We start from the raw sequence: 25,141 nt of genomic DNA, 5'->3' as shown, positions 1-25,141 counted from the left end.
AGTAACTCAGCACCATTTCACTTCTCCAACTCTTTTTCTACACAAGCTTCATACATAATTTCCTTTAAAGGTTTCCCGAATATCTCTTCTAAAATATTTTGCAATCCAAATCAACCACTTCTAAATCATCCGTAATTTCATTAAACCTTTTTTGATTCAAAGTACAATTTTAAATTACTTTTTCTTAATTTATTGGCTTCTTTAATTAAGTCAACTTTTTTTTGATGTATTTTTTTTAGTGAGCTTATTGCATTTTCTACGATTGTCGGAGCATCGTTTCCTAAGTTAGGGAAATTCTGATTTAAATATTCATATAAAGCCTTTTTTTCAATATTGGATGGAACGCTAGGTGCTAGAGGCAACTCGAATGGTGATTTGTTATCTGCCAATTGTTGAGGAGTATTATATATAAACTGAAAGGCATTTTGTAGCATCCTTTTTTTCCTTTCATCATTCACCTCATACACCCCTTGTGAGTCAAGAGTAATTCGGTCAAATTCAACCATTACTAGTTTGTCTGGCTTTCTATTTTTTGTTCTGTAGTACAGCATAACCTTTAAAACATCCTGCTCTGAAAGCTCCTTTATTTCTTTAAATCTCCCATCTTTAGGATTAGGAATCTTATAAATTTTATTATCTTTAGAAATATACAACCATTTTACACCACCCATAATCAATCCTCCCAAAACAATAAGAACATTAGTTCTCTTCTGAATTATAATTAACAGCAGTAAAAAGTTCAAAATATAAATAACTTATTTGACTTTTAACTATACAAAACCTTCAAATAAAGATTGATTGAAAGTATGCTCTCATTTACATACACTTGAGTAAAAAAATAATATTGAGCCTTCATAAAATCAATATTTTTGGAAAAAAATCCACGAGTTAATACCCCATAGATTTTCTACTTAAGTGAAGTTGAATTAATTAAACGCTTCTAATATATTTGCGATTTTCATTTTCTCAAATTTGGTACCACCATCTGCTTGATACCAAGCATCTAGAGCTAAGTAATATATATTATTAGCTGTATTTTTCTGAACGACATCTTTTCAATATTTGTCTTTGTACCAGTTTCAATATCAGTTTGAATGCTCTATGGAGAAGTATAGCTATATCTTTTGTGAAAATCCTGTGACTTCCTTTCGGCAAAGGAAAATATAGGTATTATAAATTTAAGTAAAAATATAACCACCAATCAATATGATTGGTGGTTCCTTATTTTTAAATATACAATTATACAACCACTTTTTTGTGGCAAACGGGTATTTCTTTCTATAATTAATTTTTGAAAAATAACTATAAATAATTAAACTAATTTATTGTTTCGCTGGAATAAACCCAGCAGCTTCTGCTTCTTCTTTAGTACAAAACATCTCCTCTGCTACTGTATTCTCATAGTCACGTTGCCCTGGCATATGAAAAATTTTGTTACCTTTGGAGTTAATATTTCCTTTGATTTCGCAACTGCCCTTGTTGTTATTAGTATTCGATTTATCTTCATTTATGTTAGACTGCTTTCCTTCTTTTATTGCAGCATAATATACATCTTTATCGTATCCACGATTCGTTACATAGTCTTCAACTGACCAAATACCAATAGCAGATTTTTGCGCAGTTTTTTGAATAGATTTAAACCAATCTACATGCTTCGTATTTGGATTATAAATATATGCCACGCGAGCTAATCCATTTTTCAATAGTTGCTCTTGAACACTAATACCATCTTTAGTATAAACATATGCTAGTAACCTTTTATATTTATCACGATATGAAACGTCAAATTCTAAATAAACCTTATCTTGACCAGCTAGTAGCTGCTTTGTAAATTCTTTAGCTTCTGGCCCATAAGGTTGCTCTCCTAACGTTTCGTGATTAGTTTCAGGGGTATCCACAAGAAGAAAACGTACTTTTTCTGAGCTACCCTTATATTTTATTCTTATTGTGTCGCCGTCAATTATATCTTGTAGTTCGTATTCTTCAAATTTACTCACATCGTGCTTTTCAGCAGTTTCCTTCGTTGAAGCTACAATTCCTTGTATATCTTCAGTTTTGATAATATCTGTGTTAGTTTCTTCCGTACATGCACTTAAAAGCAATGTAGAAAAGAACAAAGCTAAAAAAATTTTTTTCAAATCAGTATCCTACTTTCTTAAAGATAAAAAATTTAAATAATATAATTCCAAGTTAGAAAATGCCTCCGTAATAAACCAATCTAATACCTTTAGTACTTCAAACATTTTAGTTTGCCACGAATTTCTTCCAGCTACTTTATAAGTTTCAACATTGTCTTCCTATTAATAATATAATTTCTGATCCTACCTATTCATAAAACTAAAAATCCCCAGTAAAATTATTAACTGAAGACCAGAAAAATTATCTGAAAATTAAATACAACACAACAGCCAAAATAATTGTTCCGCTAGTGATTAACGTCTTAATATCTTTGTCACTCATTTTTATACCTCTTTTCTAACATTTATTAATACTTTATTTAAATCTATTATAGTCCACTAATATCAAAATAAATTTAATTTGTTTTCAGCTGAAGAATTTTTCAATAGTGATTAGAGTATTACCCTACTCATTAAAAAATCTTCAGTTGCAATAACCGAAGATCATAATAACTATATAATTAAGCAATATTTACAAATCACACTTGGTACATCATTATTCTACATCAGTTAATATGTACACTTCGTACAAATATAATTAATCAAGATATGGCTAAAATCTATATTTAACTAAATTATAATGTGTACACGTATATTTTGGAGACTCACATGAAACCATAGTTATATCAACACTTTACGATTTTAATGTGTACAAAATTTTAATGTACAGTTTTATAGTGATAAACCATCATATGCTTTAAAATAATCTACATCAAAGCGTTTATTTCCTGTCTTTTCTTCAACCTGTTCAATTGAAATAGTACTATCTTGGTTAGTCGATGTTGTATCCTTTTCTTGGGCTTGTGATCTGCCAAAAATCATATACAATGCAACAGCAAGAAAGAATGATTGTACCACTCGTAATTAACGTTTTTATATCTTGCATTTTCATGTAGTAGGTCCCTCACAACTTCATCTTTATTACATTTTAAGGAGGCTTCTAAAAGAATCCTTAAAAGTTTCACGATGTTTCTATTGTAAAATATCAGGCTACTACATTCAAGTTATGTAGCTGCAATGGCTACCCAATGGTTTGGAGAAACTTCAACAAGTTGACTATTTTCTACCTTATAATCTGTTTGTATGTCCTTATTTTCGGTATCTATATATTTTTGCTTTTCTATCACAGGATCTGGAATTGGTATTGCGTGTAATAGAGCTTGTGTATACGGATGCTGTGGATTGGCATACAGCTCCTCACTTTCTGCAAGCTCTACAATCTTCCCACCATACATGACAGCTACTCGATCGCTAATATGTTTAACCATAGACAAATCATGAGCTATAAATAAGTATGTCAATCCAAGGCGCTGCTGTAAATCCTTTAATAAGTCTACAATCTGCTTTTGAATAGAAACATCAAGTGCTGAAAGTGGTTCATCACAAACGATAAAATTTGGCTCCACAGCTAAAGCTCTTGCGATGCCAATACGTTGTCGTTGTCCACCTGAAAATTCATGTGGATAACGCATTGCATGTTCTTTGTTTAAGCCTACAAGTTCAAGTAATTCCTCCACACGCTGATGACGCTCTTCATTCGTTTTAACGAGTTTATGAATATCTAGAGCTTCCCCAATAATATCTATTATTTTTTTTCGAGGATTCAACGAGGAATATGGATCTTGGAAAATAATTTGCATATGACGCCGCATTGCTTTAAGCTGCTTTTTCGTTAGTCTTGTCATTGGTACACCTTGATATAAGACTTCTCCATTCGTAGGCTGATGAAGCTGTAAAATCGTTCGACCTGTCGTAGATTTTCCTGAGCCTGATTCACCTACTAAACCTAATGTTTCCCCTGGGTATATATGGAATGATAAATCATTGACAGCCTTTACCGTTTGCCCATGACCTAATGCGAATTCCTTTGAAAGATGTGTCACTTCGATTAATGGTTTATTTTTATCTATTTCAAGCTGTACATTCGCAATTGGCTTAGGCTGTTTTTTCTCATGGAGTTTCGGTAAAGCATTCAATAGTTTTTTTGTATAAGGATGTTGAGCGTTTCCAAAGATTTCCTCTGTGGTACCCTGCTCAACAATTTCTCCTTCCTTCATCACAATAATTCGATCGCACATACCAGCAACAACACCTAAATCATGAGTAATTAATATGATTGAGGTGCCCATCTTTTTTTGCATATCTCGCATTAATTTTAAAATTTGCGCTTGAATGGTTACATCAAGGGCTGTAGTCGGTTCATCTGCAATTAGTAAAGATGGTTGACAGGCAAGTGCCATGGCAATCATCACACGTTGGCGCATTCCTCCTGAAAACTCATGCGGATATTGTTTATATCGTTCTTCTGCATCTCGAATACCTACAAGCTTTAATAACTCTATTGTTTGCTTATAGGCCTCAACTTTGGACATTGACTGATGCTTTATTAAACTTTCAGCTACTTGTTCCCCAATACGAATAGTTGGATTTGTGGATGTCATTGGATCTTGAAAAATCATACTAATATCTTGTCCACGGATTGTCTCCATTTGTTTTTCGCTCAATGAAGTAATCTCTTGTCCTTTAAACAAAATATTTCCTGACTTTAGATATGATGGCGGTGATGGCAATAGGCGCATAATCGAACGAGCCGTTACACTTTTCCCACTACCTGACTCTCCTACAATTCCGAGTGTTTCACCTTTATTTACATGAAAATTAACGCCTTTAACGGCTTCAAATTCTGTCTCTCCCGTAATAAAAGATACACGAAGATCGCTTATTTCTAGAAGCTTTTCACTCATTCAATCCATCCTTTTGTTAATTTTGTGATTGACTTAATTATTAGTATAATCCATACTTTACAATACTGATAGGAATTATACAATATAATAATATTGAATCTTTCATCTTCAATAGGGCCTTACAAAAATGAGTTGGCTAAGCGTGTGTTGATGTTGTTTTGTCCACACTTTAGAATCTATTATTTTACTTACGTCTGGAGGAAATGCATGGTTATTTCAAAAGCTCGTTCTACTACTAAGGAACATGTATTCTTTTTTTCAGTTTATCAAAAGCTCATGCACCATAAGGCATACAATGTGCTACTCTTTCTTTTCAGTATTTTAGTACACCCATTTACATACTTATTTTATCGGATAAGAAAATATTCACACCAATACCGCCAAGCTTTTGAGCAACGAAGTCAGTACTACAAAGAAAAGGGTTTGTTCACACAATGGCAAGTTATATTTGCTGAGCAAGAATTAGCCAAAGCTAAATTCTTTCATGAATATGTGTCAGAAGAACAATTACAGGAAACTGCTTCGAAATTAGCAGAAACAAAAATTCAGCAGTTAGTAGAACAAGATTTATTGAAGGATGGTTTAGAAGATCCATCCTATTTACATTTTTTTAGTCAGCAACTAAAAAACAAAAACTTTGTGGCCCTAACTTTTTTACCGGCTGTTTTATTTTATGTAGTCCTATTATTGTTTGCGAATCCATTTCTACAATTTGTCATTGAACGAATACTACAAAGTTTCATTGTTATTGTAGGTGTCGCGACATTGGTGTTTACAATTTTGTATTTGTCGCCATTCGATCCAGCGAGAAACCTACTTGGTGTTACGGCAACGCCTGAGCAAATCGCTAACTTTAATCATATTCATGGCTTGGATCAGTCCTATTTATCTCAGTTATGGCATTCATTATCTGGTCTATTCACATTTGATTTAGGTACTTCCTTTGCAGGGAAAGAAAATATTACACATAGCATTGTAAACAAATTTCCTGTCACACTTGAAATAGCAATCCTATCACTATTAATGGCTATCGCTATTGCTATTCCAGTCGGTATTATATCCGCCGTTCGTCCAAATTCATATTTGGATTATACATTTATGTTCATCGCCTTGATTGGATTATCCATTCCAAGCTTTTGGCAAGGATTGATATTTATTTTAACGTTTTCTTTAAAGCTACAATGGTTCCCAGCTACCTATAATCCTCAAAACTGGCTTTCTTTAATAATGCCAATTATTGTCTTAGGAACATCCATTACGGCTTCCATAGCCCGTATGACCAGATCTAGTATGCTTGAGGTGATACATGAGGATTACATTATTACAGCGAGAGCTAAAGGCTTGAATGAATTTAAAGTGATTTCAAAGCATGCTATCCGCAATGCCATGATTCCTATTATTACAGTGATTGGGCTTCTCTTTGGTGGAATGTTAGGTGGGGCATCTGTTACAGAAAAGGTTTTCAATATTAGTGGTATTGGTAGCTATATTGTTGACAAGCAGTTTATTCCGGACATTCCAGCTATCCTTGGTGGGGTCGTCTATATTGCTATTACAATTTCGATCGTTAATTTAATCATCGATATTTTGTATGCCTTTTTCGATCCACGCATTCGCTCAAAAATGAAGAAGTCTTAAAGGGGGATCACCCGTGAAAAACAGCTTACATGTCAAACTACTTTTGAAGATTACACAGGAATATGTCAATTCACATTTTACATTTGTCTTTTCCTTGCTATTCTCTTTATTATTTCTAGCTTATAGCTATAATTTTTCTACTCAAAGCTGGCGACCAATCGTCTTAATCTTTTTTGTCATTTATGCAATTACTACAGCTTATATTGGTTTCCTGACTTTACGAATTAAACAGGATTTAGCAAGCTCTAGTGACATACAAAAAAGCACTCGATTACTTGGTTATCCACTGTTATTGACAATCGTTTCAGGCAATATTTTTGCTACATCTTTTGCTTTTTTACTTATTTCAAAAAGTAAGACAGTTGAATATATTTTTGCTGCTTATGCATTGATCACTCAGCTTTTTATTATCGGTATTTCAACACTGAACTTATTTAAACCGTACGTCACAGATACGTTTTTACTTGCAATGGGTCTTTTCTTACTCCTTGCAATCTTTTATATCGTGATGTTAATGCTATGTACAAAATTTGTGACTTCCGAGGCTGCGCCAAAATGGATGCTGTTACCTGGTATTATACTGCTTATTGCCTCTCTGACTGGCAATCTATTTGCAACATTGCTAGGGTATAGCCTTATTCAAAAAGCTCGAAAGGCAAATCCATCTACAATTGAAAAATGGCAAAGAATTTGGGAAAAGATTTTACGCAATACGATGGCCGTCTTCGGATTATTTTTCATCGTATTTATGTTTTCTTTGTCTGTAACAAGCTCTTGGACATTTGACTATGACTTCGCTATTGAAAATAACTATGGGGCATTATTACAAACACCTTCGTTAGAATATCCACTAGGCACCGATAATTATGGACGTGATTTGTTTTCTCGCATTGTTTTCGGTGCACAAATATCGCTTATTGTCGGACTTTTCTCAACAATTATACCTGCATTAATCGGCGGAGCCCTTGGAGCATTATCCGGTTATTACGGGAAAGCGACTGACAACATGATCATGCGAAGTCTTGATATTTTATATGCCATTCCTGGAATTCTACTAGCTATTGCCATTATCGCAGCGTTTGGTGCCAATACTATGAATTTAATCATCGCACTAAGTGTTGGAGCAATTCCAACTTATGCTCGTACTATGCGCGCTAATGTCATGCAGCTCTCTAATTTCGAATTCGTGGAATCAGCCAGAGCATTAGGAGCATCTGATGCTGCAATCATTTTTAAACATATTGTCCCTAACTCGTTAGCACCGATGATTGTCAAAGCAACATTAACCATTGGTGGTGCTGTGATTTCAACAAGTAGTTTAAGTTTTTTAGGGCTTGGCATTGAGCCACACATTCCTGAATGGGGCAATATTCTAAAAGTCGGTAGTACGTACCTGGAAACACATTCCTATGTTGCTATTTTTCCAGGTCTTTGTATTATGCTTCTCGTACTCTCCTTTAACTTCTTAGGAGATGGGTTACGAGATGCTTTAGATCCAAAATCAAATTAATAATGGAGGTTCTTACATGAAAAGATTACTTGTATTCTTATTCATTGCCGTATTAGCATTAGCAGGCTGTGTACAGACAAAAACTGAAGTAGAAGGTAGTAAAGATTCAAAAGAGAAGGGTAAAAAAACAATTGAAGTATTAGGAATGGCCGCTTCTGAGGAAGATATGAATATTGTTCGAGATCAACTAGTTAAAAATGGCTTTGATGTTAAACTAAATATTCAACCTGATTATGGTTCATTTTCAGCACAAAAAGATGCTGGTAATTATGATTTAGCGCTTTCGAGCTGGACAACAGTAACAGGAAACCCTGATTATGCTGTGCGTGGTTTATTTAAAACGGGCGGTGACTATAGTATTGTATCTGATTCAAAATTAGATGCTCTCATCGAAGAAGCAAGTACTTTATCAGGTGATGAAGCCACAGCAAAATATAAAGAATTAGAACAGCACCTAGTATTCGATCAAGCTTATATTGCGCCGTTATATATTTCAAATAAATATCAAGGAATTTACTCTGAATTAGTAAACCCAAAAACTGTACATCTACCAAAATCCCGTGCGCAAGTATGGGAAAATATTGAATTCATTGATTCATCCAAAAATGCAACTGAACCGTTGATTTTACATCAAACAATAAATTCATTAACATCTCTTGATCCTATTAAAGGGAATGACGGTTCTATTAATACATTAAATACGAATATGTATGTACGACTTGTAAACTTAACAGATACAGATGAAGTCGTTTCTGATGGTTCATTATCTTATAATCATGCTAGTGCTGAAGGTAACCAAGAGTATTATTTCATTTTACGTGATGATCTTAACTTCGCTGCCGTAAAAGATGGTGCTGCCGTTGATACAGGTGAATTGGTTTCAGCAGAAGACGTTGTATTCTCATTAAATCGTGCAAAAAATCCAAAGTCAGTTCCAGACCATCGCACATATAGTCTTCATGAAAATATCGAAACAGTCGAAATCGTTTCTGATTTAGCTGAATTACAAAAGAAAAAAGTTGCAGGCTCTGATCAGTCTGTTTTAGATGCATTATCTCAAAACCTCCCTGCCTCTGTAACGCAGTTAGCAAAAGATAAAGGGACTGTTAATAACGCAGCGGGAGCATACCAAGTTGTTAAAATTACAACACCAACACCATTCCCACAAGTGTTAAATTATTTAGCACACCAATCTGGTGGTATCGTATCTGAAAAGCAAGTAACAAGCATTAACACATATGATGTAGCAAGCTATAATCCAGACAAGGATATCGCCTATGGTGATCAAGCTACGGTGACGGAAGGCACAGCAACATACAACAACCATCTTTATGCTAGTGGCCCTTACATTCTTATAAAGAAAAATGATTATGAAGCACAATTTGTGAAAAATCCTGCCTACCGTGTAGGTAGTGAATATGAACCGAAGATCGCAAAAATTAATGTTCGTTTTATCGCTGATAACGATAGTGCATTATCAGCATTACGTAATGGTGAGATTCATGTTCTCCAGTCAGTACCAGAAACAAAGCTAGACATTGTAAAATCTGATACTAAACTAACGTTAAATACTGCTGATAGTAATGCAGTATCATATCTACAAATGAATACATCTGGTCGCACTGTATCAGATTCAGTAGACCTACGTAAAGCAATTCTTTACTCTATTAATCAAAATGAATTTATTAGCTACTATCAAGGCAATAAAAAACCTTCTGTATCCACTGTTTCACCACTCATTAATACAGGGTTAAAGCTTGAAGCAGACAGTAAAAAAGTAAAAGAATATTTAAAGGCCTATAATGATTAATTTTTTAAATTAAGCGTGTGAGTATACAAAACAATCGGCTAAGCATACTAAAAAGCAGAACCTCCTCATATTATTTGAGGAGGTTTTGCTCATAATGTTGAAAACCAAAATGGTCAAGAATATTTTTGTGAATGTTGTGTTGGAAGTTCCATTCCATCACTTATCACTATAAAATTGAGAGATGTGTCATAAGGTGCATGCTGAGTGAAGTGGTTGATTGGAGTGGAGGCTGGGCGACTCCTCGGGGATCAGCAATAGAGGAACGCGAGTGAAGCGGCTCATCGGACGCCCCCAGGAAAGCGCCCAGCCGGAACGGAAATCAACCCCTAGCATTGCCAAAAAGACCTATTTTATTTACAACATAAACAGAGCCTCCTCATATTATTGAGGAAGCTCTGTTATCTATTTTATACTCTGTTAAATCTCATTGTGTGATTTTGGTTTTGGCCCTAGATCTTCGGGCTCAATATCTGCAAATGTCTCGCCCTCTTCTTCCAAATCACGCATACGATGGGCAATACGTGATGCGGCAGAAGCAGCGATACTGCCAACTAAATCATCTAAAAACGTATTTACATGATGTCCTGGTTCTGTATCTAACTTCTTAATAATACCGATTTTTTGCTTATCTAAGTGACCAAAAGTTGTTACCGCTATGCTACCGTATGTAAAAACAGATCCAAGTGCGATTGTTTCATCCACACCAAATAAACCTTCATCGGATTCTATAATTTGCTGTAACGGTGCCGATAATAACTTTTTCTCTGCAAGTTCATCTAATTCAATCCCTACTAATAAAGCATGTTGAACTTCACGCTTACGTAATACACGCTCGACAGAATGAACACAGTGGTCTAATGTTAAACCTTCATTATAGGATTTTTGCATTTCATAAACGATTTCAGCAATATCCTCTAGCGATACACCACGACGAATGAGTGCAGCTTGGGCCGCCTTCGCTACTTCATCAGAGTGTATGCGAGTTCTTTTATCATGCATAACTATCCCTCACTTCGATTTGATTGCTAGAATAGTGCTAGCCCAACCTATTATACCTTTACTTTAGCTATATGGTACAATTTCGTTACAAACATGAGAAGGAGTGTCATCATTGGATAAGGGAACTGTACAAGATTTAAAGTTCTATAGTGAAGCATTACAGGAGGAATTACTGCTCTATATTTATGTTCCTGCAAATTATTCCCCACTATATAAATATAATATTTTAATTGCATCAGACGGCAAAGATTATTTCCAGCTTGGAGGAATTACAAAACTTGCTGATGAACTTATCGATGACTATGAAATCGAAAATTTAATCATTGCATTCGTTCCTTATAAGGACATTAAGGATCGACGTCATAAATATATTCCTAGTGGAGAGCAACATGAAGCATACCTTCGTTTTTTAGCACATGAGCTTGTGCCCTATTTAGACGCTGAATATGCAACCTATCAAATGGGAATGAGTCGTGGGGTCATTGGTGACTCGATGGCTGCAACCGCTTCCTTAATGGCCGCATTAAAATATCCAAGTATTTTTGGTAAGGTAATTTTACAATCACCGTATGTTGATGAAAATGTTTTGCAAGCTGTAGAAAATTTTAAAGATCCAGGCGCAATCTCCATTTACCATATTGTTGGAAAAGAAGAGAATAAAGTTGTCACAATGGATAAATCCATTAAAGATTTTTTAACACCAAATCGTCAGCTGCATAATCTCATGTTAAACAAAGGATTTTCTATATTCTATGAAGAATTTAATGGCAATCATACATGGAAATATTGGAAACCTGATTTACGTCGTGCATTAATTGAAAATTTCAATTAATATAGACGAATCAAATTACGAAATCGGAAATTTCTGTTATACTTAAATAAAAAATTGTTTACTCTCGGGAGGTAATGGCCTATGAAGTACGGTATTGTGGCATTTCCATCAAAAAAATTGCAAGATTTAGCGAATACGTATCGCAAACGTTACGATCCTCATTATGCGAAAATTACTCCGCATCTAACATTAAAAGACAGCTTCGATGCGACGGAAGAGGATATTCAATCTATTATAAAGCAATTAGATGAACTTGGTGCCAAATATGCACCTTTAAACATCCATGCATTACGCATAAGTTCATTTTTCCCAATAACAAATGCGATTTATTTCCGCATTGAACAAACTGAACAATTAACAGCATTTCACCAAGCTCTAGAAGAAAAAGTACCTTTTGGTGATTCAAAACACGTATTTGTACCACATATCACGATTGCTCAAAAAATGACAGACTCTGAGCATGATGACATCTTTGGGCAATTACGTATGACTGGTGTTGATGAAAAAGATACGATTGATCGTATTCATCTTTTATACCAATTGGAAGATGGCTCGTGGACAACATATGAAACCTTCCGATTGTCAGGAGATGAGTAATCCTTGTACAACGTTAAGATTGTGGAAACAGCAAAAGAGCATGAAGATGCGTTTGCAGTTCGCAAACAGGTTTTTGTTGAAGAGCAAGGTGTGCCGCTGCATTTAGAATGTGATGCTGAGGATGCATCCGCAACGCATTTTATTATGTACGAAGACAATGACCCTGTAGGTGCTGCACGTTTACGCAATATCGTGGACGATGCTGCAAAAATTGAACGTGTCTGTATTTTACAAGATCAGCGAGGCAAAAAACTAGGTGCTTTAATTATGAAGGAAATGGAAAAGTACGCCATTTCAATGAATAAGAAAAAGCTAAAACTCAATGCACAAAGCTATGCTATTCCTTTTTATGAAAAGCTTGGCTATGCGGTAACATCTCCAGAATTTATGGATGCTGGTATCCCACATCGTGCTATGGAAAAAACGATTTAACTTCTTTCAGCTCAAAAAGGTGTTACGAAAATGCTACGGCATCTCGTAACACCTTTTTTATTTTTCTACAAAGCTTTAAAGGTTGATTTATCATTTAACCAACCTTTTAAACATATCATGTTATTTCATCATTTTAGTAATTTTATCTAAATCTAGTGAAGCACCATCTTGGATAATAGATTGGACTAACTTATCTTCAAGCTCTTGCGTAATTTGTCTATTGGACACCTTACTTACGCGTCGTACGATTTTTCTTACTTGTTTTTCATTTTTAAAATCAGCATGTTGAATTGCATTTGCTAATGCGAAGATTTCATCCATCGATACCCCAGTTTTTTGTTCAATTGAATTAAAAAACCCGCGATTCATGTTCCCCCTCCTATCTAGTTAAAATTTAAATTTATTTCCATTATTAATTTATGAAAACATTTAAAAATTAGTGAAGGCTTTAAACTTTATTCAGATAATGGTGCACTCTGAAGAAAAGCTAAAGCCTCTTATCGACTGTCACATTAGTCAAATTAGATGATCGTAGCACCAACAATGATTAAAAGAATGAATAGAACAACGATTAGAACAAAAGTTGAACTATGACCATGACCATGTCCATAGCCATAATATCCGCCGTAATCTCCTCCGTAACAACCGTCAGCATGCCCTCCATACGAATGAGCGCCCCAGCCTTGATATCCCATAAAAATACCCCTCCCTTCTACAACCTATAATATGTCTTCGTTGTAAAAATGGGTGGGGTATTCGTCTAGTCAATATTTCCTTTTGGTTTAAATATTAATGCTCCGATAAAGGCAAAGATAATGGCAGCACTGATTCCTGAGCTTGTTACTTCAAACATTCCAGTCAACACGCCTACAAGCCCATGCCTTTCTGCCTCAGCAAGCGCACCATGCGTTAAAGAATTCCCAAAGGACGTAATAGGAACTGTTGCACCAGCACCCGCAAAATTAATTAGAGGTTCATACAAGCCCATTCCGTCTAGAATTGCACCAATTACGACTAGAGTACTCAATGTATGCCCAGGTGTTAATTTTCCAAAATCCATTAATAATTGACCTATGGCGCAAATAATGCCTCCTACAAAAAATGCAAACACAAATGTCATAACCATAGCTTTCACCTCATTTCATTGTAATTTCAATCGCATGTGCTGTACATGGAATCGTCTCGCCCTGTTGAAAAGTAAGCGGAGACAGTAATGCTCCTGTCGCCACAAGAAGAACTCGTTTATACGTACCTGCTCGCATCTGTTGGATCACATAACTAAAAAAAACAGCTGCTGAACAACCTGCACCACTTGCACCGGATTGGAATGTCTCATCCTGTCCATAAAACTCGGCACCTGCATCACGTAAAGGTTTTAACTCCTCACTCTTTATGCCACTTTCAACAAACATGCCCTTTAAAAGTTTTAAGCCAAGTTGACCTAAATCACCCGTTAAAATTAAATCATAGTGGTAAATTTTTTGATTACGCTGCTCTAAATGTGATTGAATCGTCTGAAAAGCGGCTGGTGCCATCGCTGCACCCATGTGAAAGGGGTCATCCATACCATAATCAACTGATTTTCCAACAGTTGCTGCTTCAATAGAAGGATACTCTTCATGATGCTTACCAATAAGAGCATAACCAGCAGCCGTTACAGTCCATTGAGCAGTTTGGGGCTTTTGCGAGCCATAATTGATTGGATAGCGAAATTGTCGCTCAACCGCATTATGTTGACTAGATGCACCAGCGAGCGAAAAATTGGCGGCACCTATTTCGGTTAAAAGGCTCGCAACGATTACTGAAGATATAGAGGTGGCACATGCCGAGAATAATCCGATAAAAGGAATGTCTAAGTCTCTGGCCGCAAAATTGGTCGGTGTCATTTGATTCACTAAATCGCCGCCCATAAAGTAATCAATGTCCGTATTTTTCACGCCCGCCTTTTTCATCGCAAATTCACAGGCCTCTTCAACCATTTTGCGATGACCTTGTTCATTTGTTTTCATTTGCCATCGTTCATCATCATAAGTCGCATCAAAATGTTGACTAAATATACTGCGTTTCTCTAGTGGACCTGCTACTACACCTGCTGCTAGTAAGGATGGCTTCGATTGGAAGACAATTACCATGAAACCACTCCTATCGTTACAAGAATGTATTTAATAAGTGCAACAAAAAAGGCGGAGACAACACCAAATAATACAACTGACCCAGCTAGTTTGAATAAATTCCCACCAACACCAAGTACTAATCCTTCAGATCTATGCTCAATGGCAGCAGAAATAACAGCATTACCAAACCCTGTAACGGGCACAGCTGATCCAGCTCCAGCAAATTGACCAATTTTCTTATATAAGCCAAAGCCCGTTAATATCATGGCGAAAAATATCATTGTTGAAACTGTTGGATTTCCGGCTGTCGCTTCGGTAAAATCAAAGAAAATGATATAAAAAAGAGAGACGGCCTGTCCGATTGTACAAATAAGGCCACCAACTAAAAATGCCTTTGCAACATTTTTAAAATAGGGCGGTTTCGGCGTGACATTTTGTTCTAATTGTTGGTATTGTTCTTTTTCCACTATGTTTCCTCCTTCGCCAGCTTTTTTAATTTATTTATTTTTTCTTTCAATTTATTATCTTCAACTTGATCCCTTTTTATTTTATTGGCTTCATAAAATATTTTATAATCAGCTGAGACAAAAACGTCTTTGTTTGGATATTTTTCATTAAATTTCTTTTGCAACTTTTTTTCTAATTTAGCCTTTTTCCACTTATCCCATGGTTTAATTTGAACTGCTACAAGCATACTATTGTCGTATTGGATAACCGTTGTTTTGTCTACATATTTCTGCTCTTTTAAAATGGCTTCAACTTCTTTTTCATTTTCCGGTGAACCGTAGACAATAAATTTTTCTTTTTCACCGCAACCACTTAAAAGCGATAAACTGACTAATAGAGGTAACATCATTCCTAATAGCTTCAAGTTTTACCCTCCTTTTCTTTAAAGTTTCTCCATACATAAAAAAACTATTCATTTGACTATATATACAAAGGCCCGAGTCCATTTTTCATAAATACATATTGTAGAAGTAGTAACAAGGAAAGGAGGTGACAATATGGGTTGTGGCAAGCCAACAAATCCTATTGGACCAATCCATTCAGCAGGCTGCGTTTGTGACGTAGTACGCGCTATTTTAGACATTCAGAATCAAGCGGTGAGAGAAGAATGTCAACCATGTACAGCTAACTGTTTCCTAGAACCACTAGGAGGCATTGTAAGTCCAGCACGCTCTCATGCAGATACACGAGTATTTATGTTAATTACAAAAGACGGTACTCCTTTTAAAGCATTTTTCAGTTCTCCAACAGCAGATCCATGTATATGTACATCAGTATTTTTCCGTGTAGAAGATATGTTTGATGAGTGCTGCGCTACCTTGCGTGTTTTAGAGCCTTTATGTTCATTTGACTCCAGTGAAAGTACAGTCGATCTATTAAGTCGAGATGGCTGCTGTGTCAACATGAAAAAAATATGTAAAGTAGATGATTGGAATTCAACTGAGAGCTGTATCACTGTAGATTTATCATGCTTCTGCGCTGTACAATGTATTGCTGATGTTGACTTAGGGATTTGTGAATAATAGTTTCTCCTTTGACACACTACACATAAAAAAAAGTGTACAGCATCCTCTGCTGTACACTTTTTTCATAAAGTAGGTAATTGTTTACCCCGCCATAATACTTGTTCTATGTCCTCAAAATAGATAATCTCTTGTGTCTTTAATTCAAAAGAAGTAAGCATCAATGAATCCGTCTGTACATTCGATGCACTACCTCGTAAATTTCTACCATCCTTTAAACTTATGGCTAATGGTTGATAGGCTTTTTGCCGAAACGGCTTTTCTAAAAATTGAAGTTGCTTTAGTAAATACGGATCTATTTGTACTTCTTCAACCACTTCTTCTTTTTCTTCAATCATTTGCTCATTGAAATTGCCGTCCTTACTATACACTGACGTACTTTCATCCAAATCAAGTTCATGTAGCACCTTAGAAATATTTAAAAAATATGATGGTGACTTTATAAACAAGCGTGGCTTATGATCCACATTACTCACTTCCCTTTTTTCATACAATATGCGAAAGGAAGAAAATTGGTTCTCAGCCTAATTTGCTTATGAATGTTGTCGCCAAACCTAAGTAAATTAAAATACTTGTAATATCATTTAATGTTGTAATAAATGGTCCTGATGCAACGGCTGGATCAATTTTCAGGCGATGCATCAGCAGTGGAATAAAAGAACCTGCAAGCGTTGCTACTAAAATTGAACCACAAAGCGCCGCTCCTACCAGCATTCCAAGAATAAGCTCTTGTTTCCAAATATAGACGATGCCGATCACAATCAGTCCACAAACAATTCCAGACATTAAGCCCGTGCCTGCTTCACGTAGGAGTAATTTTAGCTTACTATGTTCTTCGACATCTCCTGTCGCAATTCCTCGAATAGCTACCGCTAGTGCCTGTGTTCCACTATTTCCAGAAGTACCTGAAATAAGAGGGATAAACACCGCGAGTAACGCAACCTGTTCTAACGTTGCCTCAAACTGTCCCATCAAATTAGCTGTCAACATCCCTAAAAATAATAATATGACAAGCCATGGTAAACGTTTTTTAGCCGCTTGGAACGAAGTTGTATCAAATTTATCCATATCGGAAATACCCGCTAATTTAGAGTAATCCTCCGAGGCTTCCTCATCAATAACGTCGATAATATCGTCGACTGTAATAATCCCTAGTAATTCACCCTTATCGTCAATAACTGGTGTCGCTAAGAAGTTATAGTCCTTCATAATTTGAGCAACCTCTTCTTGGTCATCCCCTGCGTGCACCATTACAACACGTTCATTCATAATCGAACGTATACGGGTATCTTCATCAGCAATAATTAAATCGCGAAGCGTAATAACACCTGTTAATCGATGTGCTTCATCCACGACAAATATATAATAAATGGTTTCGGCATCTGGCGCTTCTTTCCGTAAAATCGCCATTGCCGAACGAACAGTGGAATTTTCTGGTATCGCTACATATTCAGTCGTCATGATAGAACCAGCTGTACCTTCGTCATAACTTAATAACTCATTAATCTCTTCAGCAGTTTCCTCATCCATCATGCCTAAATAGCTTTCGCGTTGTTTGTAATCTAACTCATTTAATACGTCAGCTGCATCATCTGCATACATATGAGAAAGCATTTCTGCACCATATGACTGATCCATCTCAGCTAGATACGCTGTGTATTCATCATCATCTATTTCGATTGCCTCAAAAATATCAGCCATTTCCGTCGGAGACAAGAACGAATAGATGATCTTTCGTATATCAGGCTCCACCTTCTCATAAAACGTTGCCTGATCATATGGATGAAGCTCTAAAAACTCATCGCGGAATGCGTTTATATCATGTGCTTCGAGCATTTCTCGCAAACGCGCCTCGTCGAATTGCACATCATTCTTTTCATTTCTTTCCTCTATCATGCTTGTCCCCTCCTTCCGAGCATTAAATCATTGGTACGGGCAATGCCGTAAATCTACCTTTTATATAATAGAGGGTAAGGTACCTTTTCTGCAAACCCTTTTTTTACTACATAGCAACCTACAACATCTCCACAATCTAATTGGATAAATTTTTAGGTAAATGTTTCCATTTTCACCTACCACCATAACGTAGGGTTGATTTCTGTTAACATGTTTTTAAGAACACATATAAAATGATAAAGAGATGCCCGTTTGTGCGAACATCTCCTTAAATATATAACATGATTCAGTAATAGTTTTCACGCTTTGTGAACTAATGACTGTTTAGATAGTCTTCCGTTATAGATTTTGAAGGAAAAAACTTCAAACTAAGGAGTCATTCAATAATAACTGCATATCTTCGTTTACGTTACTTGTAAATTGTAACTTCTCACCTGTCAAAGGATGAAGCATCTTTAAGGATACACAATGTAAGGCTTGTCTATTTATATGATCACGACTTCCACCATAAAGCTCATCTCCAACAAGTGGATGTCCCACATAGGCCATATGCACACGAATTTGGTGTGTTCGCCCAGTGTGCAACTTTAGTTGTATATGCGTCATCGGTTCATCCTGTAAATAAAAGTGCCTTAAAATGGTCACATCTGTATGCGCAAATTGACCGTCCTCACACACCTCTCGCTCAATAATACTCGTCTCCTTGCGTCCAATAGGAGCTATGATGGATTGTACATCTTGTGCCACATGTCCATGTACAATGGCTTCATATTGTCGAGAAATCTCTCCGCTGCGCTGTGCAAGTCCTGTTAAATGATGAATATGAGCATGTTTGGCAATGCATAGCAAGCCAGAAGTATCACGATCAAGTCTCGTGACGATATGAGCCGTTGATGCTAGACCTTGCTGCTGAAAATGACCACATACTAGATTCGCTACACTATGTGTTGGATGCTCACGCGAGGGAATCGTACTTTGATGTGCTGGCTTATTAAGCACTAAAATTGCTTCATCTTCGTAAATAATAGAAAGTTCACCGTGTTCAACAGCGAGCCCTTCACTTTTTTCTTCTGGAGGGAATGTAACTTCAACTCGATCCCCAAAGTGAAGAGGATGTCGAACATTGCGTTCAACATCATTTACTGTCAGAAAGCCTCCATCAAATTTAATAGCCGTTAAAGCGCGCTTGGAGATGCGCCATTCAGCTAAGGCTTCCCTGAGTAGTTGGCCTTCCTTTTCCGCTATAAAATGCAGTGTAAACCTTGTATCCATTTTACTCATTGGCAACGAATGATTCATGTACTCGTTCCCAGAACGGGAATGGACGGAAACGTGCAAAACGCACTCTTTCATTTGCTACATTAAATGCAATCGACTTCACATCACCTTGCGTGACTTGTAAATGATCGACTGTCATATTAAAGTTTTGTTCATTTACTGGACGTAAAACACAGTGATGGTGTGCTGGTAAAATGAGTGGTGAACCAACTGTACGGAAGACACGGTTATTGATAGATGCTATCTCAGTAATTTGGAGTGCCGCTAAAGTCGGATGAATAATTGCTCCACCGAGTGCTTTATTATAAGCTGTACTACCAGAAGGCGTTGATACACAAAGACCGTCTCCACGGAAACGTTCAAACTGATTACCATTTAACTCCACATCCATAACAAGTGTGACATCAGGTGATTTCACAGTTGCTTCATTTAGCGCTAAATACGTATTGGATTCCGCATTATGGTGCTCCACCTTTACCTCTAGTAGTGGATACTCCACAACGTTAAATTCCTTTTTGGCAATGGATAAAACAAGCTTTTCTAATTCAGATGGCTTCCAATCCGCATAAAATCCTAAATGTCCCGTATGAATACCTACGAAGGCAACTTGATCTAGCAAATGAGCATATCGATGAAAGGCATGTAGTAAAGTGCCATCTCCTCCAATAGAGATTACGATTTCAGGAGCCTCTTCATCATAAGTTAACCCAAAATCCTGCAAATACGTTCTAGCTAGCTCCATTAATTCGTTCGACTGTGCATCTCTACGTGATTGAATGGAAAATTTCATTTTGAGTCACGCTCCTTCTCCGATAGTAAATTAGGATTCGATGCTTCTTTATATTCACTGAAATAGGCCTGCGCTTCTTGTATCTCACTACGAATGGACGACATTTCCTCATCCAATCGGAAAGCGGCCTCTGCTGCACTTTGAAGGCGATTTTTAATTTCCTCCGGGAACATGCCTTTATATTTATAATTTAAAGAATGCTCAATAGATGCCCAGAAATTCATGGCTAGTGTTCTTATTTGAATTTCAGCTAATACCACTTTTTTCCCCTGTATCGTCTCTACAGGATACTCCACAATCATATGATATGAGCGGTAGCCACTTGGCTTATTATGTGTAATATAGTCACGCTCTTCTACTACACGCATATCTTTACGTTGCCGTATAAGCTCCGTAACTGTTGAAATATCATCTACAAACTGACACATAATACGTAAGCCTGCGATATCCCCTAGCTCGTCACCTAGCTGTTTAGAAGGTTCAAAGGAAAGTCCTTTTTCTAATGTTTTATCATATATACTTGCTAAAGGCTTTACACGTCCTGTCACAAACTCAATTGGTGAATTTGCATTAACAATACCAAACTGCGAACGCATACCTTTTAATTTTACTTTTAACTCATCTACTGCTTGTTTATAAGGACTTAAAAATATTTCCCATTGTCCCATCACAAAAACCTCCCGACATTCGGTATCGAACAAAACCAACACCGTCTGTTCGTTTTGTCTTTTTATTCAGCAAGAATTGTCTTGAAGTGTTGTTCCACCGCTTGGACAAATTCCGCCCCATAATTGTAATTTCCTTCAATATTATACACGAGCATTTCCAATTCATCGTAAAAATTTGTAAGCTCAATAACTTCTTCACCTAGTTGTAGCTTTGGATTTTTCCCTTTTTGTAAAATATGTACAAGTTGATCCCAACTACTTGGCGGAAAACGCAAGTAATGATAATCCTCTCCTGCATCCAGTAAATAAATAAACGCAAAGTCATCAGAATCTGCTATTAATTGTGCAGCAGGTTTTAACTGTAAATTTACTTCATTGTCGTTTAAACTAAAATGAAGTTGTTCGTTTTCAAAATTCAATGTTTCTATTGTATAAATTTTACGCACACGCGGTTCCCCTTTTCGTCGTACTCTTCTTCTTATTTTAGCATAGAGGGTAATTAGTTGCAGTGTGTAAATACTAAATCAATGAAATAACGAACGAAACATTTTATCATAGCGTGTAGCTGATTTCCGTTCCGACTGGGCGACTCCTTGGGGATTAGCAATAGAGGAACGAAGGCTTAAACCATCACATCCTGTGATAACGCCTTCGTGACCAACATCATGCTGTTGCTGACGCTATAGTGATGAGACATACTAAATTTTTGTTCATCATCGGAAATTAGGGATGACATTTCGTCAAAACGTATGCCCTGCATATTAGTTGATTGGAGTGGAGACTGGGCGACTCCTCAGGGATCAGCGATAGAGGAACGAAGGCTAAAAGCATCACATCCTGTGATATCGCCTTCGTGACCAACATCCTGTTGGCCCGAGACCCTGGAGCGAGCAACGCGAGTGAAGCGGCTCATCGGACGCCCCCAGGAAAGCGCCCAGTCGGAACGGAAATCAACCTCACATTATGATGATGAATGATGAATCTTTCCCCTAATCAACACACATAAAAAAATTAAAATAAAAAGGTGAGCATAATGGCACAACAACTTGAAATAGAGTTTAAAAATCTCTTAACAAAACAACAATACGAACATTTATTGCAAGAATTCAACATTTCCGAAAATGCTATTCATCGTCAAACAAATCATTATTTCGACACACCTTCTCAAGCTATTCGGAAACTCCAAAGCGGGCTTCGTATTAGACAAATCGACAAATATTTTGAATGTACTTTAAAAGAAAAAAATGCAGAGCATGCACATTTAGAGACGACTGACGAAATAACTGCTGAGCAAGCTAAGAAAATGCTTGCTGGTGAAGGTTTCTATGCCCAAGAAGTAGCAAAAAGACTAGCTCTCTTTAACATTCTTTTGGAAGAATTGGAGATATTCGGTTCACTGACAACAGATCGTGTCGAAATTCCTTATAAGGATGGCCTTCTAGTATTCGATCATTCTTTCTATTTGCAGTGCGATGATTATGAGGTAGAATATGAATCAAAAGATGCAATAAAAGGAAATGCAATCTTCGACGAATTTCTACAGCAATATGGTATTGAAAAACAGGCCACAGATAAAAAAATTGCGCGTTTTATGAAAGCATTACAAATGAATAAAAAACAATAACAATAACAATAGCTTAGCTAGTATAACAAGAAAGGGTGGCAACTCCTTGGATATCCAATCACTCAGAACTTTACTTGACATTCAAGCATTACAAACACTAGGATCTTCAGAAAATTCATCGTCAAACAATCTTACAGACAGCAACTCTCTGTTTTCAGACATGATTAGCGAAATGCTCGGCGACTCAACTACTTCTAACAATGCAAAATTATCTAGTTTGCTCGGAGGTGTTTCAAGCGCTTCGTCATTGATGAATCAGTTTAGTAGTTTAAATGGGTTATCTGAAACCATGCAAAACAATGCGTATCAATCATTACTTTATAATGGTTCTAATAGCGTCTTTGTCCCTTCATCTGTACAAGCCGCTTTAGCAAACATACAATCTAGTACAACTAGTACAAAACTAGACTCCTATGTTTCGGATGACGTAATTGGTTCAACTGCCTATGCCAATTCATTAGCAGGTGCGAATCAGTACGCTTCGATTATTCAAAAGGCTGCCGCTACATATAATGTACCTGAGAAACTTATCGCTGCCGTGATTAAGCAAGAGTCTAATTTTAATGCAAATGTGGTTAGTCATGCTGGAGCACAAGGATTAATGCAATTAATGCCGCAAACAGCGCAACATTTAGGGGTTACAAACGCCTTTGATCCAGAGCAAAATATTATGGCAGGAGCCAAATATTTACGCCAAATGCTAGATAAATTTGATAATGATCCTACATTAGCATTAGCTGCTTATAACGCAGGAGCTTCACGCGTTACAAAGTATGGTGGTGTTCCTCCTTTCAAAGAAACGCAGAATTATGTCAAAAAAGTGATGAATTACTACACAGTTTAAGCGCATAATCATTGTTAATACAGTCTTTTTCAGCAAATTTCACCCGCGTGGTGAAATTTGTGCTTTTTTAGCGAAAAACATTTCGGAAGAGCGGTTTGTTTGTGTTAACGAAAAGACGTTGATAGAATGAAGGTAGTCACAAGAAATTCACATTTTAAAAAATGACTAAGTATAAAAATATACTTTACGATATAAAGAATTAAAGGGGCATTTAACTTATGAGTCGAAAATACACTGTTCCTTATGAGGAGCTGGGGGCTGAAAAGCTTTCAGAGCTAATCCATGCGTTCTATAGAAGAGTTGCACAGCATCCTGATCTTATTCCAATCTTTCCGAAAGATTTAACAGAGACAGCCCGCAAGCAAATTCAATTTCAAACACAGTATTTAGGTGGACCAAATCTTTTTACTGAGGAGCATGGTCATCCAATGATGCGTGCACGTCATATGAATTTTCCGATTACACCTGATCGTGCTCAAGCTTGGCTTGAATGTATGTCCGAAGCGATGGATGAAGTTGGGATGGAAGGTAAGTTCCGTGAAATTTATTATCAACGTTTAGTATTAACAGCTCATCACATGATTAATACACCAAATGACGATGAGGGGGAATTGTTACGTGAATAATATTCAAATGCTACAAGAGCCAACTCCTGAGATCTCTACTGCTAATAAGCCTATTGAATTGTATATTTTCGTAGATCCACTTTGTCCAGAAGCTTATAATATGCAAGCCGTTCTTCGTAAGTTACAACTAGAGTACAATCATTACTTTACATGGCGCTTTGTACTAAGCACAGAGCTTGCCTCTTTGAATTGTTTAAGTAAGCGTGTAAAGGGTTGTGTATCAGGTATTGAACTCGACATTAATCACCCTGTTTTACCATCGATCGCCATTAAAGCAGCAGAGTTACAGGGCAAACGTGCAGGAGCACGCTATTTGTCGAAACTACAAGAATATGTATTACTAAACCAACAAGATGTCAATTCTCATGCTACGTTGTTAAAAATTGCGGAAGATGTTCAATTAGACATGAATGAATTTTCCACAGACTTTGGTTCAAAGGAAGCAGCGCGTGCCTTCCAATGCGATTTATATATTAAACGTGAGATGGAAGTTGATGAAGTACCTAGCATTGTATTTTTCAATGAATGTATTGAAGATGAGGGTCTTAAAGTTAGTGGTAGCTATTCCTATGAAGTTTATGAACATATTTTACAAGAGATGATGGATGAACAGCTTGTGCGACAACCATTACCAACAATGGAAGAGTTATTTGCAAAATTCCATACCCTTTCAACAAATGAAGTAGCTTTCATCTACTCATCAACAGAACAAAATGCTGAACGTGAATTAAAGAAGCGTATGCTACAGCAAAAGATTGAGCGAATTCAGACAGATCACGCTACATTGTGGCGTATTAAATAATGCTATTATACTATTATTCTAAAGACAGGGACACAACACATTTAATGTTGTGTCCCTGTTCTTGTTGTTGAAAAATTATTATGTCAACTTTATTTATCGGAATGTTCTAGTGATTTATCGGAACATATTAGTATTTTATCGGAACGTTTCTGCGATTTATCGGAATACTTCTCAAAAAATAAAAGAAGCGCCACTATCCTCGACAGAGAGTGACGCCTCTTTTTCACAAAG

The 25,141-nt window shown here is 36.5% G+C and carries 28 protein-coding genes; 11 read left to right on the top strand and 17 right to left on the bottom strand.

Annotated elements, in window-relative coordinates; all coding sequences use genetic code 11:
• Positions 1-140: 140 nt before the first annotated feature.
• From ACQKN2_RS02835 to ACQKN2_RS02820, 4 genes are all read right to left on the bottom strand, one after another.
• Entirely contained in the window at positions 141-671 is a 531-nt protein-coding gene (locus ACQKN2_RS02835) for a hypothetical protein (protein WP_427413603.1), read from the bottom strand.
• A 651-nt stretch (positions 672-1,322) separates the two neighbouring features.
• Entirely contained in the window at positions 1,323-2,138 is an 816-nt protein-coding gene (locus ACQKN2_RS02830) for a thermonuclease family protein (protein ID WP_427413602.1), read from the bottom strand.
• A 711-nt stretch (positions 2,139-2,849) separates the two neighbouring features.
• Positions 2,850-2,999, bottom strand: a complete 150-nt coding sequence (locus tag ACQKN2_RS02825; RefSeq protein WP_427413601.1) for a hypothetical protein — start codon at positions 2,997-2,999, stop codon at positions 2,850-2,852.
• A 182-nt stretch (positions 3,000-3,181) separates the two neighbouring features.
• The gene (locus ACQKN2_RS02820) at positions 3,182-4,921 is read right to left on the bottom strand and encodes a dipeptide ABC transporter ATP-binding protein (RefSeq protein ID WP_427413600.1); all 1,740 of its coding nucleotides are present in this window, start codon (positions 4,919-4,921) and stop codon (positions 3,182-3,184) included.
• A gap of 207 nt (positions 4,922-5,128) precedes the next feature.
• On the opposite strand from ACQKN2_RS02820, the gene ACQKN2_RS02815 reads away from it, so the two are divergent.
• The 3 genes from ACQKN2_RS02815 to ACQKN2_RS02805 are packed head-to-tail and all read left to right on the top strand — an operon-like array spanning position 5,129 to position 9,879.
• Entirely contained in the window at positions 5,129-6,559 is a 1,431-nt protein-coding gene (locus ACQKN2_RS02815; protein ID WP_427413599.1) for an ABC transporter permease, read from the top strand.
• A gap of 13 nt (positions 6,560-6,572) precedes the next feature.
• Positions 6,573-8,069: an ABC transporter permease gene (locus ACQKN2_RS02810; RefSeq protein ID WP_427413598.1), complete on the top strand. Its 1,497-nt coding sequence runs from the start codon at positions 6,573-6,575 to the stop codon at positions 8,067-8,069.
• 16 nt (positions 8,070-8,085) lie between these two features.
• Positions 8,086-9,879, top strand: coding sequence for an ABC transporter substrate-binding protein (locus ACQKN2_RS02805; RefSeq protein ID WP_427413597.1), 1,794 nt, complete (start codon positions 8,086-8,088; stop codon positions 9,877-9,879).
• A gap of 417 nt (positions 9,880-10,296) precedes the next feature.
• Here the strand turns inward: ACQKN2_RS02805 and ACQKN2_RS02800 are convergent, their stop codons facing one another.
• The gene (locus tag ACQKN2_RS02800; protein WP_427413596.1) at positions 10,297-10,878 is read right to left on the bottom strand and encodes a phosphatidylglycerophosphatase A family protein; all 582 of its coding nucleotides are present in this window, start codon (positions 10,876-10,878) and stop codon (positions 10,297-10,299) included.
• Between the two features lie 112 nt (positions 10,879-10,990).
• On the opposite strand from ACQKN2_RS02800, the gene ACQKN2_RS02795 reads away from it, so the two are divergent.
• The 3 genes from ACQKN2_RS02795 to ACQKN2_RS02785 all read left to right on the top strand — a co-directional run bounded on the left by ACQKN2_RS02795 (position 10,991) and on the right by ACQKN2_RS02785 (position 12,739).
• On the top strand, positions 10,991-11,710 hold the full coding sequence (locus ACQKN2_RS02795; protein WP_427413595.1) for an alpha/beta hydrolase: 720 nt from the start codon (positions 10,991-10,993) through the stop codon (positions 11,708-11,710).
• 81 nt (positions 11,711-11,791) lie between these two features.
• The gene (locus tag ACQKN2_RS02790) at positions 11,792-12,307 is read left to right on the top strand and encodes a YjcG family protein (RefSeq protein ID WP_427413594.1); all 516 of its coding nucleotides are present in this window, start codon (positions 11,792-11,794) and stop codon (positions 12,305-12,307) included.
• 3 nt (positions 12,308-12,310) lie between these two features.
• Positions 12,311-12,739 (top strand): GNAT family N-acetyltransferase, encoded by a 429-nt coding sequence (locus ACQKN2_RS02785; protein ID WP_427413593.1) that lies wholly within the window; start codon positions 12,311-12,313, stop codon positions 12,737-12,739.
• 120 nt (positions 12,740-12,859) lie between these two features.
• Here the strand turns inward: ACQKN2_RS02785 and ACQKN2_RS02780 are convergent, their stop codons facing one another.
• The 6 genes from ACQKN2_RS02780 to ACQKN2_RS02755 all read right to left on the bottom strand — a co-directional run bounded on the left by ACQKN2_RS02780 (position 12,860) and on the right by ACQKN2_RS02755 (position 15,724).
• Positions 12,860-13,108: a stage VI sporulation protein F gene (locus ACQKN2_RS02780; protein ID WP_427413592.1), complete on the bottom strand. Its 249-nt coding sequence runs from the start codon at positions 13,106-13,108 to the stop codon at positions 12,860-12,862.
• Between the two features lie 152 nt (positions 13,109-13,260).
• Complete coding sequence (locus ACQKN2_RS02775; protein WP_427413591.1) at positions 13,261-13,434, bottom strand: YjcZ family sporulation protein; 174 nt, start codon at positions 13,432-13,434, stop codon at positions 13,261-13,263.
• A gap of 65 nt (positions 13,435-13,499) precedes the next feature.
• On the bottom strand, positions 13,500-13,859 hold the full coding sequence (gene spoVAE / locus ACQKN2_RS02770) for a stage V sporulation protein AE (protein WP_427413743.1): 360 nt from the start codon (positions 13,857-13,859) through the stop codon (positions 13,500-13,502).
• Positions 13,860-13,875: 16 nt separating this feature from the next.
• Entirely contained in the window at positions 13,876-14,871 is a 996-nt protein-coding gene (locus ACQKN2_RS02765) for a stage V sporulation protein AD (RefSeq protein ID WP_427413590.1), read from the bottom strand.
• Positions 14,865-15,320 (bottom strand): stage V sporulation protein AC, encoded by a 456-nt coding sequence (spoVAC, locus tag ACQKN2_RS02760; protein ID WP_427413589.1) that lies wholly within the window; start codon positions 15,318-15,320, stop codon positions 14,865-14,867. Before spoVAC ends, ACQKN2_RS02765 begins: the two co-directional genes overlap by 7 nt.
• Positions 15,320-15,724 (bottom strand): YhcN/YlaJ family sporulation lipoprotein, encoded by a 405-nt coding sequence (locus tag ACQKN2_RS02755; protein ID WP_427413588.1) that lies wholly within the window; start codon positions 15,722-15,724, stop codon positions 15,320-15,322. The genes spoVAC and ACQKN2_RS02755 overlap by 1 nt, the downstream gene beginning before the upstream one ends.
• A 133-nt stretch (positions 15,725-15,857) precedes the next feature.
• Here ACQKN2_RS02755 and ACQKN2_RS02750 point away from each other — a divergent pair, with 133 nt between their 5' ends.
• The gene (locus ACQKN2_RS02750) at positions 15,858-16,382 is read left to right on the top strand and encodes a CotY/CotZ family spore coat protein (RefSeq protein WP_079559573.1); all 525 of its coding nucleotides are present in this window, start codon (positions 15,858-15,860) and stop codon (positions 16,380-16,382) included.
• 65 nt (positions 16,383-16,447) lie between these two features.
• Here the strand turns inward: ACQKN2_RS02750 and ACQKN2_RS02745 are convergent, their stop codons facing one another.
• The 6 genes from ACQKN2_RS02745 to ACQKN2_RS02720 all read right to left on the bottom strand — a co-directional run bounded on the left by ACQKN2_RS02745 (position 16,448) and on the right by ACQKN2_RS02720 (position 21,460).
• Positions 16,448-16,849: a hypothetical protein gene (locus ACQKN2_RS02745; protein WP_427413587.1), complete on the bottom strand. Its 402-nt coding sequence runs from the start codon at positions 16,847-16,849 to the stop codon at positions 16,448-16,450.
• A gap of 52 nt (positions 16,850-16,901) precedes the next feature.
• Positions 16,902-18,278: a magnesium transporter gene (gene mgtE / locus ACQKN2_RS02740; protein WP_427413586.1), complete on the bottom strand. Its 1,377-nt coding sequence runs from the start codon at positions 18,276-18,278 to the stop codon at positions 16,902-16,904.
• 363 nt (positions 18,279-18,641) lie between these two features.
• Complete coding sequence (locus tag ACQKN2_RS02735) at positions 18,642-19,550, bottom strand: RluA family pseudouridine synthase (RefSeq protein ID WP_427413742.1); 909 nt, start codon at positions 19,548-19,550, stop codon at positions 18,642-18,644.
• Between the two features lies 1 nt (position 19,551).
• Positions 19,552-20,346: an NAD kinase gene (locus ACQKN2_RS02730; RefSeq protein ID WP_323645473.1), complete on the bottom strand. Its 795-nt coding sequence runs from the start codon at positions 20,344-20,346 to the stop codon at positions 19,552-19,554.
• Positions 20,343-21,014, bottom strand: a complete 672-nt coding sequence (locus ACQKN2_RS02725) for a GTP pyrophosphokinase (protein WP_049668156.1) — start codon at positions 21,012-21,014, stop codon at positions 20,343-20,345. Before ACQKN2_RS02725 ends, ACQKN2_RS02730 begins: the two co-directional genes overlap by 4 nt.
• A 62-nt stretch (positions 21,015-21,076) precedes the next feature.
• Complete coding sequence (locus ACQKN2_RS02720) at positions 21,077-21,460, bottom strand: hypothetical protein (protein ID WP_427413585.1); 384 nt, start codon at positions 21,458-21,460, stop codon at positions 21,077-21,079.
• 587 nt (positions 21,461-22,047) lie between these two features.
• Between ACQKN2_RS02720 and ACQKN2_RS02715 the strand changes: the two genes are divergently transcribed.
• From ACQKN2_RS02715 to ACQKN2_RS02700, 4 genes are all read left to right on the top strand, one after another.
• A complete protein-coding gene (locus ACQKN2_RS02715; protein WP_427413584.1) occupies positions 22,048-22,638 on the top strand; it encodes a CYTH domain-containing protein in 591 nt (196 codons plus the stop codon).
• A gap of 46 nt (positions 22,639-22,684) precedes the next feature.
• Positions 22,685-23,482, top strand: coding sequence for a lytic transglycosylase domain-containing protein (locus ACQKN2_RS02710; RefSeq protein WP_427413583.1), 798 nt, complete (start codon positions 22,685-22,687; stop codon positions 23,480-23,482).
• A gap of 218 nt (positions 23,483-23,700) precedes the next feature.
• The gene (locus tag ACQKN2_RS02705; RefSeq protein ID WP_427413582.1) at positions 23,701-24,108 is read left to right on the top strand and encodes a globin; all 408 of its coding nucleotides are present in this window, start codon (positions 23,701-23,703) and stop codon (positions 24,106-24,108) included.
• Positions 24,101-24,910: a DsbA family protein gene (locus ACQKN2_RS02700; protein ID WP_427413581.1), complete on the top strand. Its 810-nt coding sequence runs from the start codon at positions 24,101-24,103 to the stop codon at positions 24,908-24,910. The genes ACQKN2_RS02705 and ACQKN2_RS02700 overlap by 8 nt, the downstream gene beginning before the upstream one ends.
• Positions 24,911-25,141: the final 231 nt, after the last annotated feature.

This window comes from Lysinibacillus sp. NPDC093688 (genome assembly GCF_050280145.1).
GTDB classification, from domain to species: domain Bacteria; phylum Bacillota; class Bacilli; order Bacillales_A; family Planococcaceae; genus Lysinibacillus; species Lysinibacillus xylanilyticus_B.
This window is presented reverse-complemented; position numbering and strand designations above follow the sequence as displayed.

Coding starts and splice junctions, on each gene's coding strand:
- ACQKN2_RS02790 (WP_427413594.1), top strand. CDS start 11,792: ATGAAGTACGGTATTGTGGCATTTCCATCAAAAAAATTGCAAGATTTA.
- mgtE (WP_427413586.1), bottom strand. CDS start 18,278: ATGATAGAGGAAAGAAATGAAAAGAATGATGTGCAATTCGACGAGGCG.
- ACQKN2_RS02825 (WP_427413601.1), bottom strand. CDS start 2,999: ATGATTTTTGGCAGATCACAAGCCCAAGAAAAGGATACAACATCGACT.
- ACQKN2_RS02835 (WP_427413603.1), bottom strand. CDS start 671: ATGGGTGGTGTAAAATGGTTGTATATTTCTAAAGATAATAAAATTTAT.
- ACQKN2_RS02735 (WP_427413742.1), bottom strand. CDS start 19,550: ATGGATACAAGGTTTACACTGCATTTTATAGCGGAAAAGGAAGGCCAA.
- spoVAE (WP_427413743.1), bottom strand. CDS start 13,859: ATGACATTTGTGTTTGCATTTTTTGTAGGAGGCATTATTTGCGCCATA.
- ACQKN2_RS02725 (WP_049668156.1), bottom strand. CDS start 21,014: ATGGGACAATGGGAAATATTTTTAAGTCCTTATAAACAAGCAGTAGAT.
- ACQKN2_RS02775 (WP_427413591.1), bottom strand. CDS start 13,434: ATGGGATATCAAGGCTGGGGCGCTCATTCGTATGGAGGGCATGCTGAC.
- ACQKN2_RS02715 (WP_427413584.1), top strand. CDS start 22,048: ATGGCACAACAACTTGAAATAGAGTTTAAAAATCTCTTAACAAAACAA.
- ACQKN2_RS02800 (WP_427413596.1), bottom strand. CDS start 10,878: ATGCATGATAAAAGAACTCGCATACACTCTGATGAAGTAGCGAAGGCG.
- ACQKN2_RS02815 (WP_427413599.1), top strand. CDS start 5,129: ATGGTTATTTCAAAAGCTCGTTCTACTACTAAGGAACATGTATTCTTT.
- ACQKN2_RS02750 (WP_079559573.1), top strand. CDS start 15,858: ATGGGTTGTGGCAAGCCAACAAATCCTATTGGACCAATCCATTCAGCA.
- ACQKN2_RS02765 (WP_427413590.1), bottom strand. CDS start 14,871: ATGGTAATTGTCTTCCAATCGAAGCCATCCTTACTAGCAGCAGGTGTA.
- ACQKN2_RS02780 (WP_427413592.1), bottom strand. CDS start 13,108: ATGAATCGCGGGTTTTTTAATTCAATTGAACAAAAAACTGGGGTATCG.
- ACQKN2_RS02820 (WP_427413600.1), bottom strand. CDS start 4,921: ATGAGTGAAAAGCTTCTAGAAATAAGCGATCTTCGTGTATCTTTTATT.
- ACQKN2_RS02730 (WP_323645473.1), bottom strand. CDS start 20,346: ATGAAATTTTCCATTCAATCACGTAGAGATGCACAGTCGAACGAATTA.
- ACQKN2_RS02805 (WP_427413597.1), top strand. CDS start 8,086: ATGAAAAGATTACTTGTATTCTTATTCATTGCCGTATTAGCATTAGCA.
- ACQKN2_RS02705 (WP_427413582.1), top strand. CDS start 23,701: ATGAGTCGAAAATACACTGTTCCTTATGAGGAGCTGGGGGCTGAAAAG.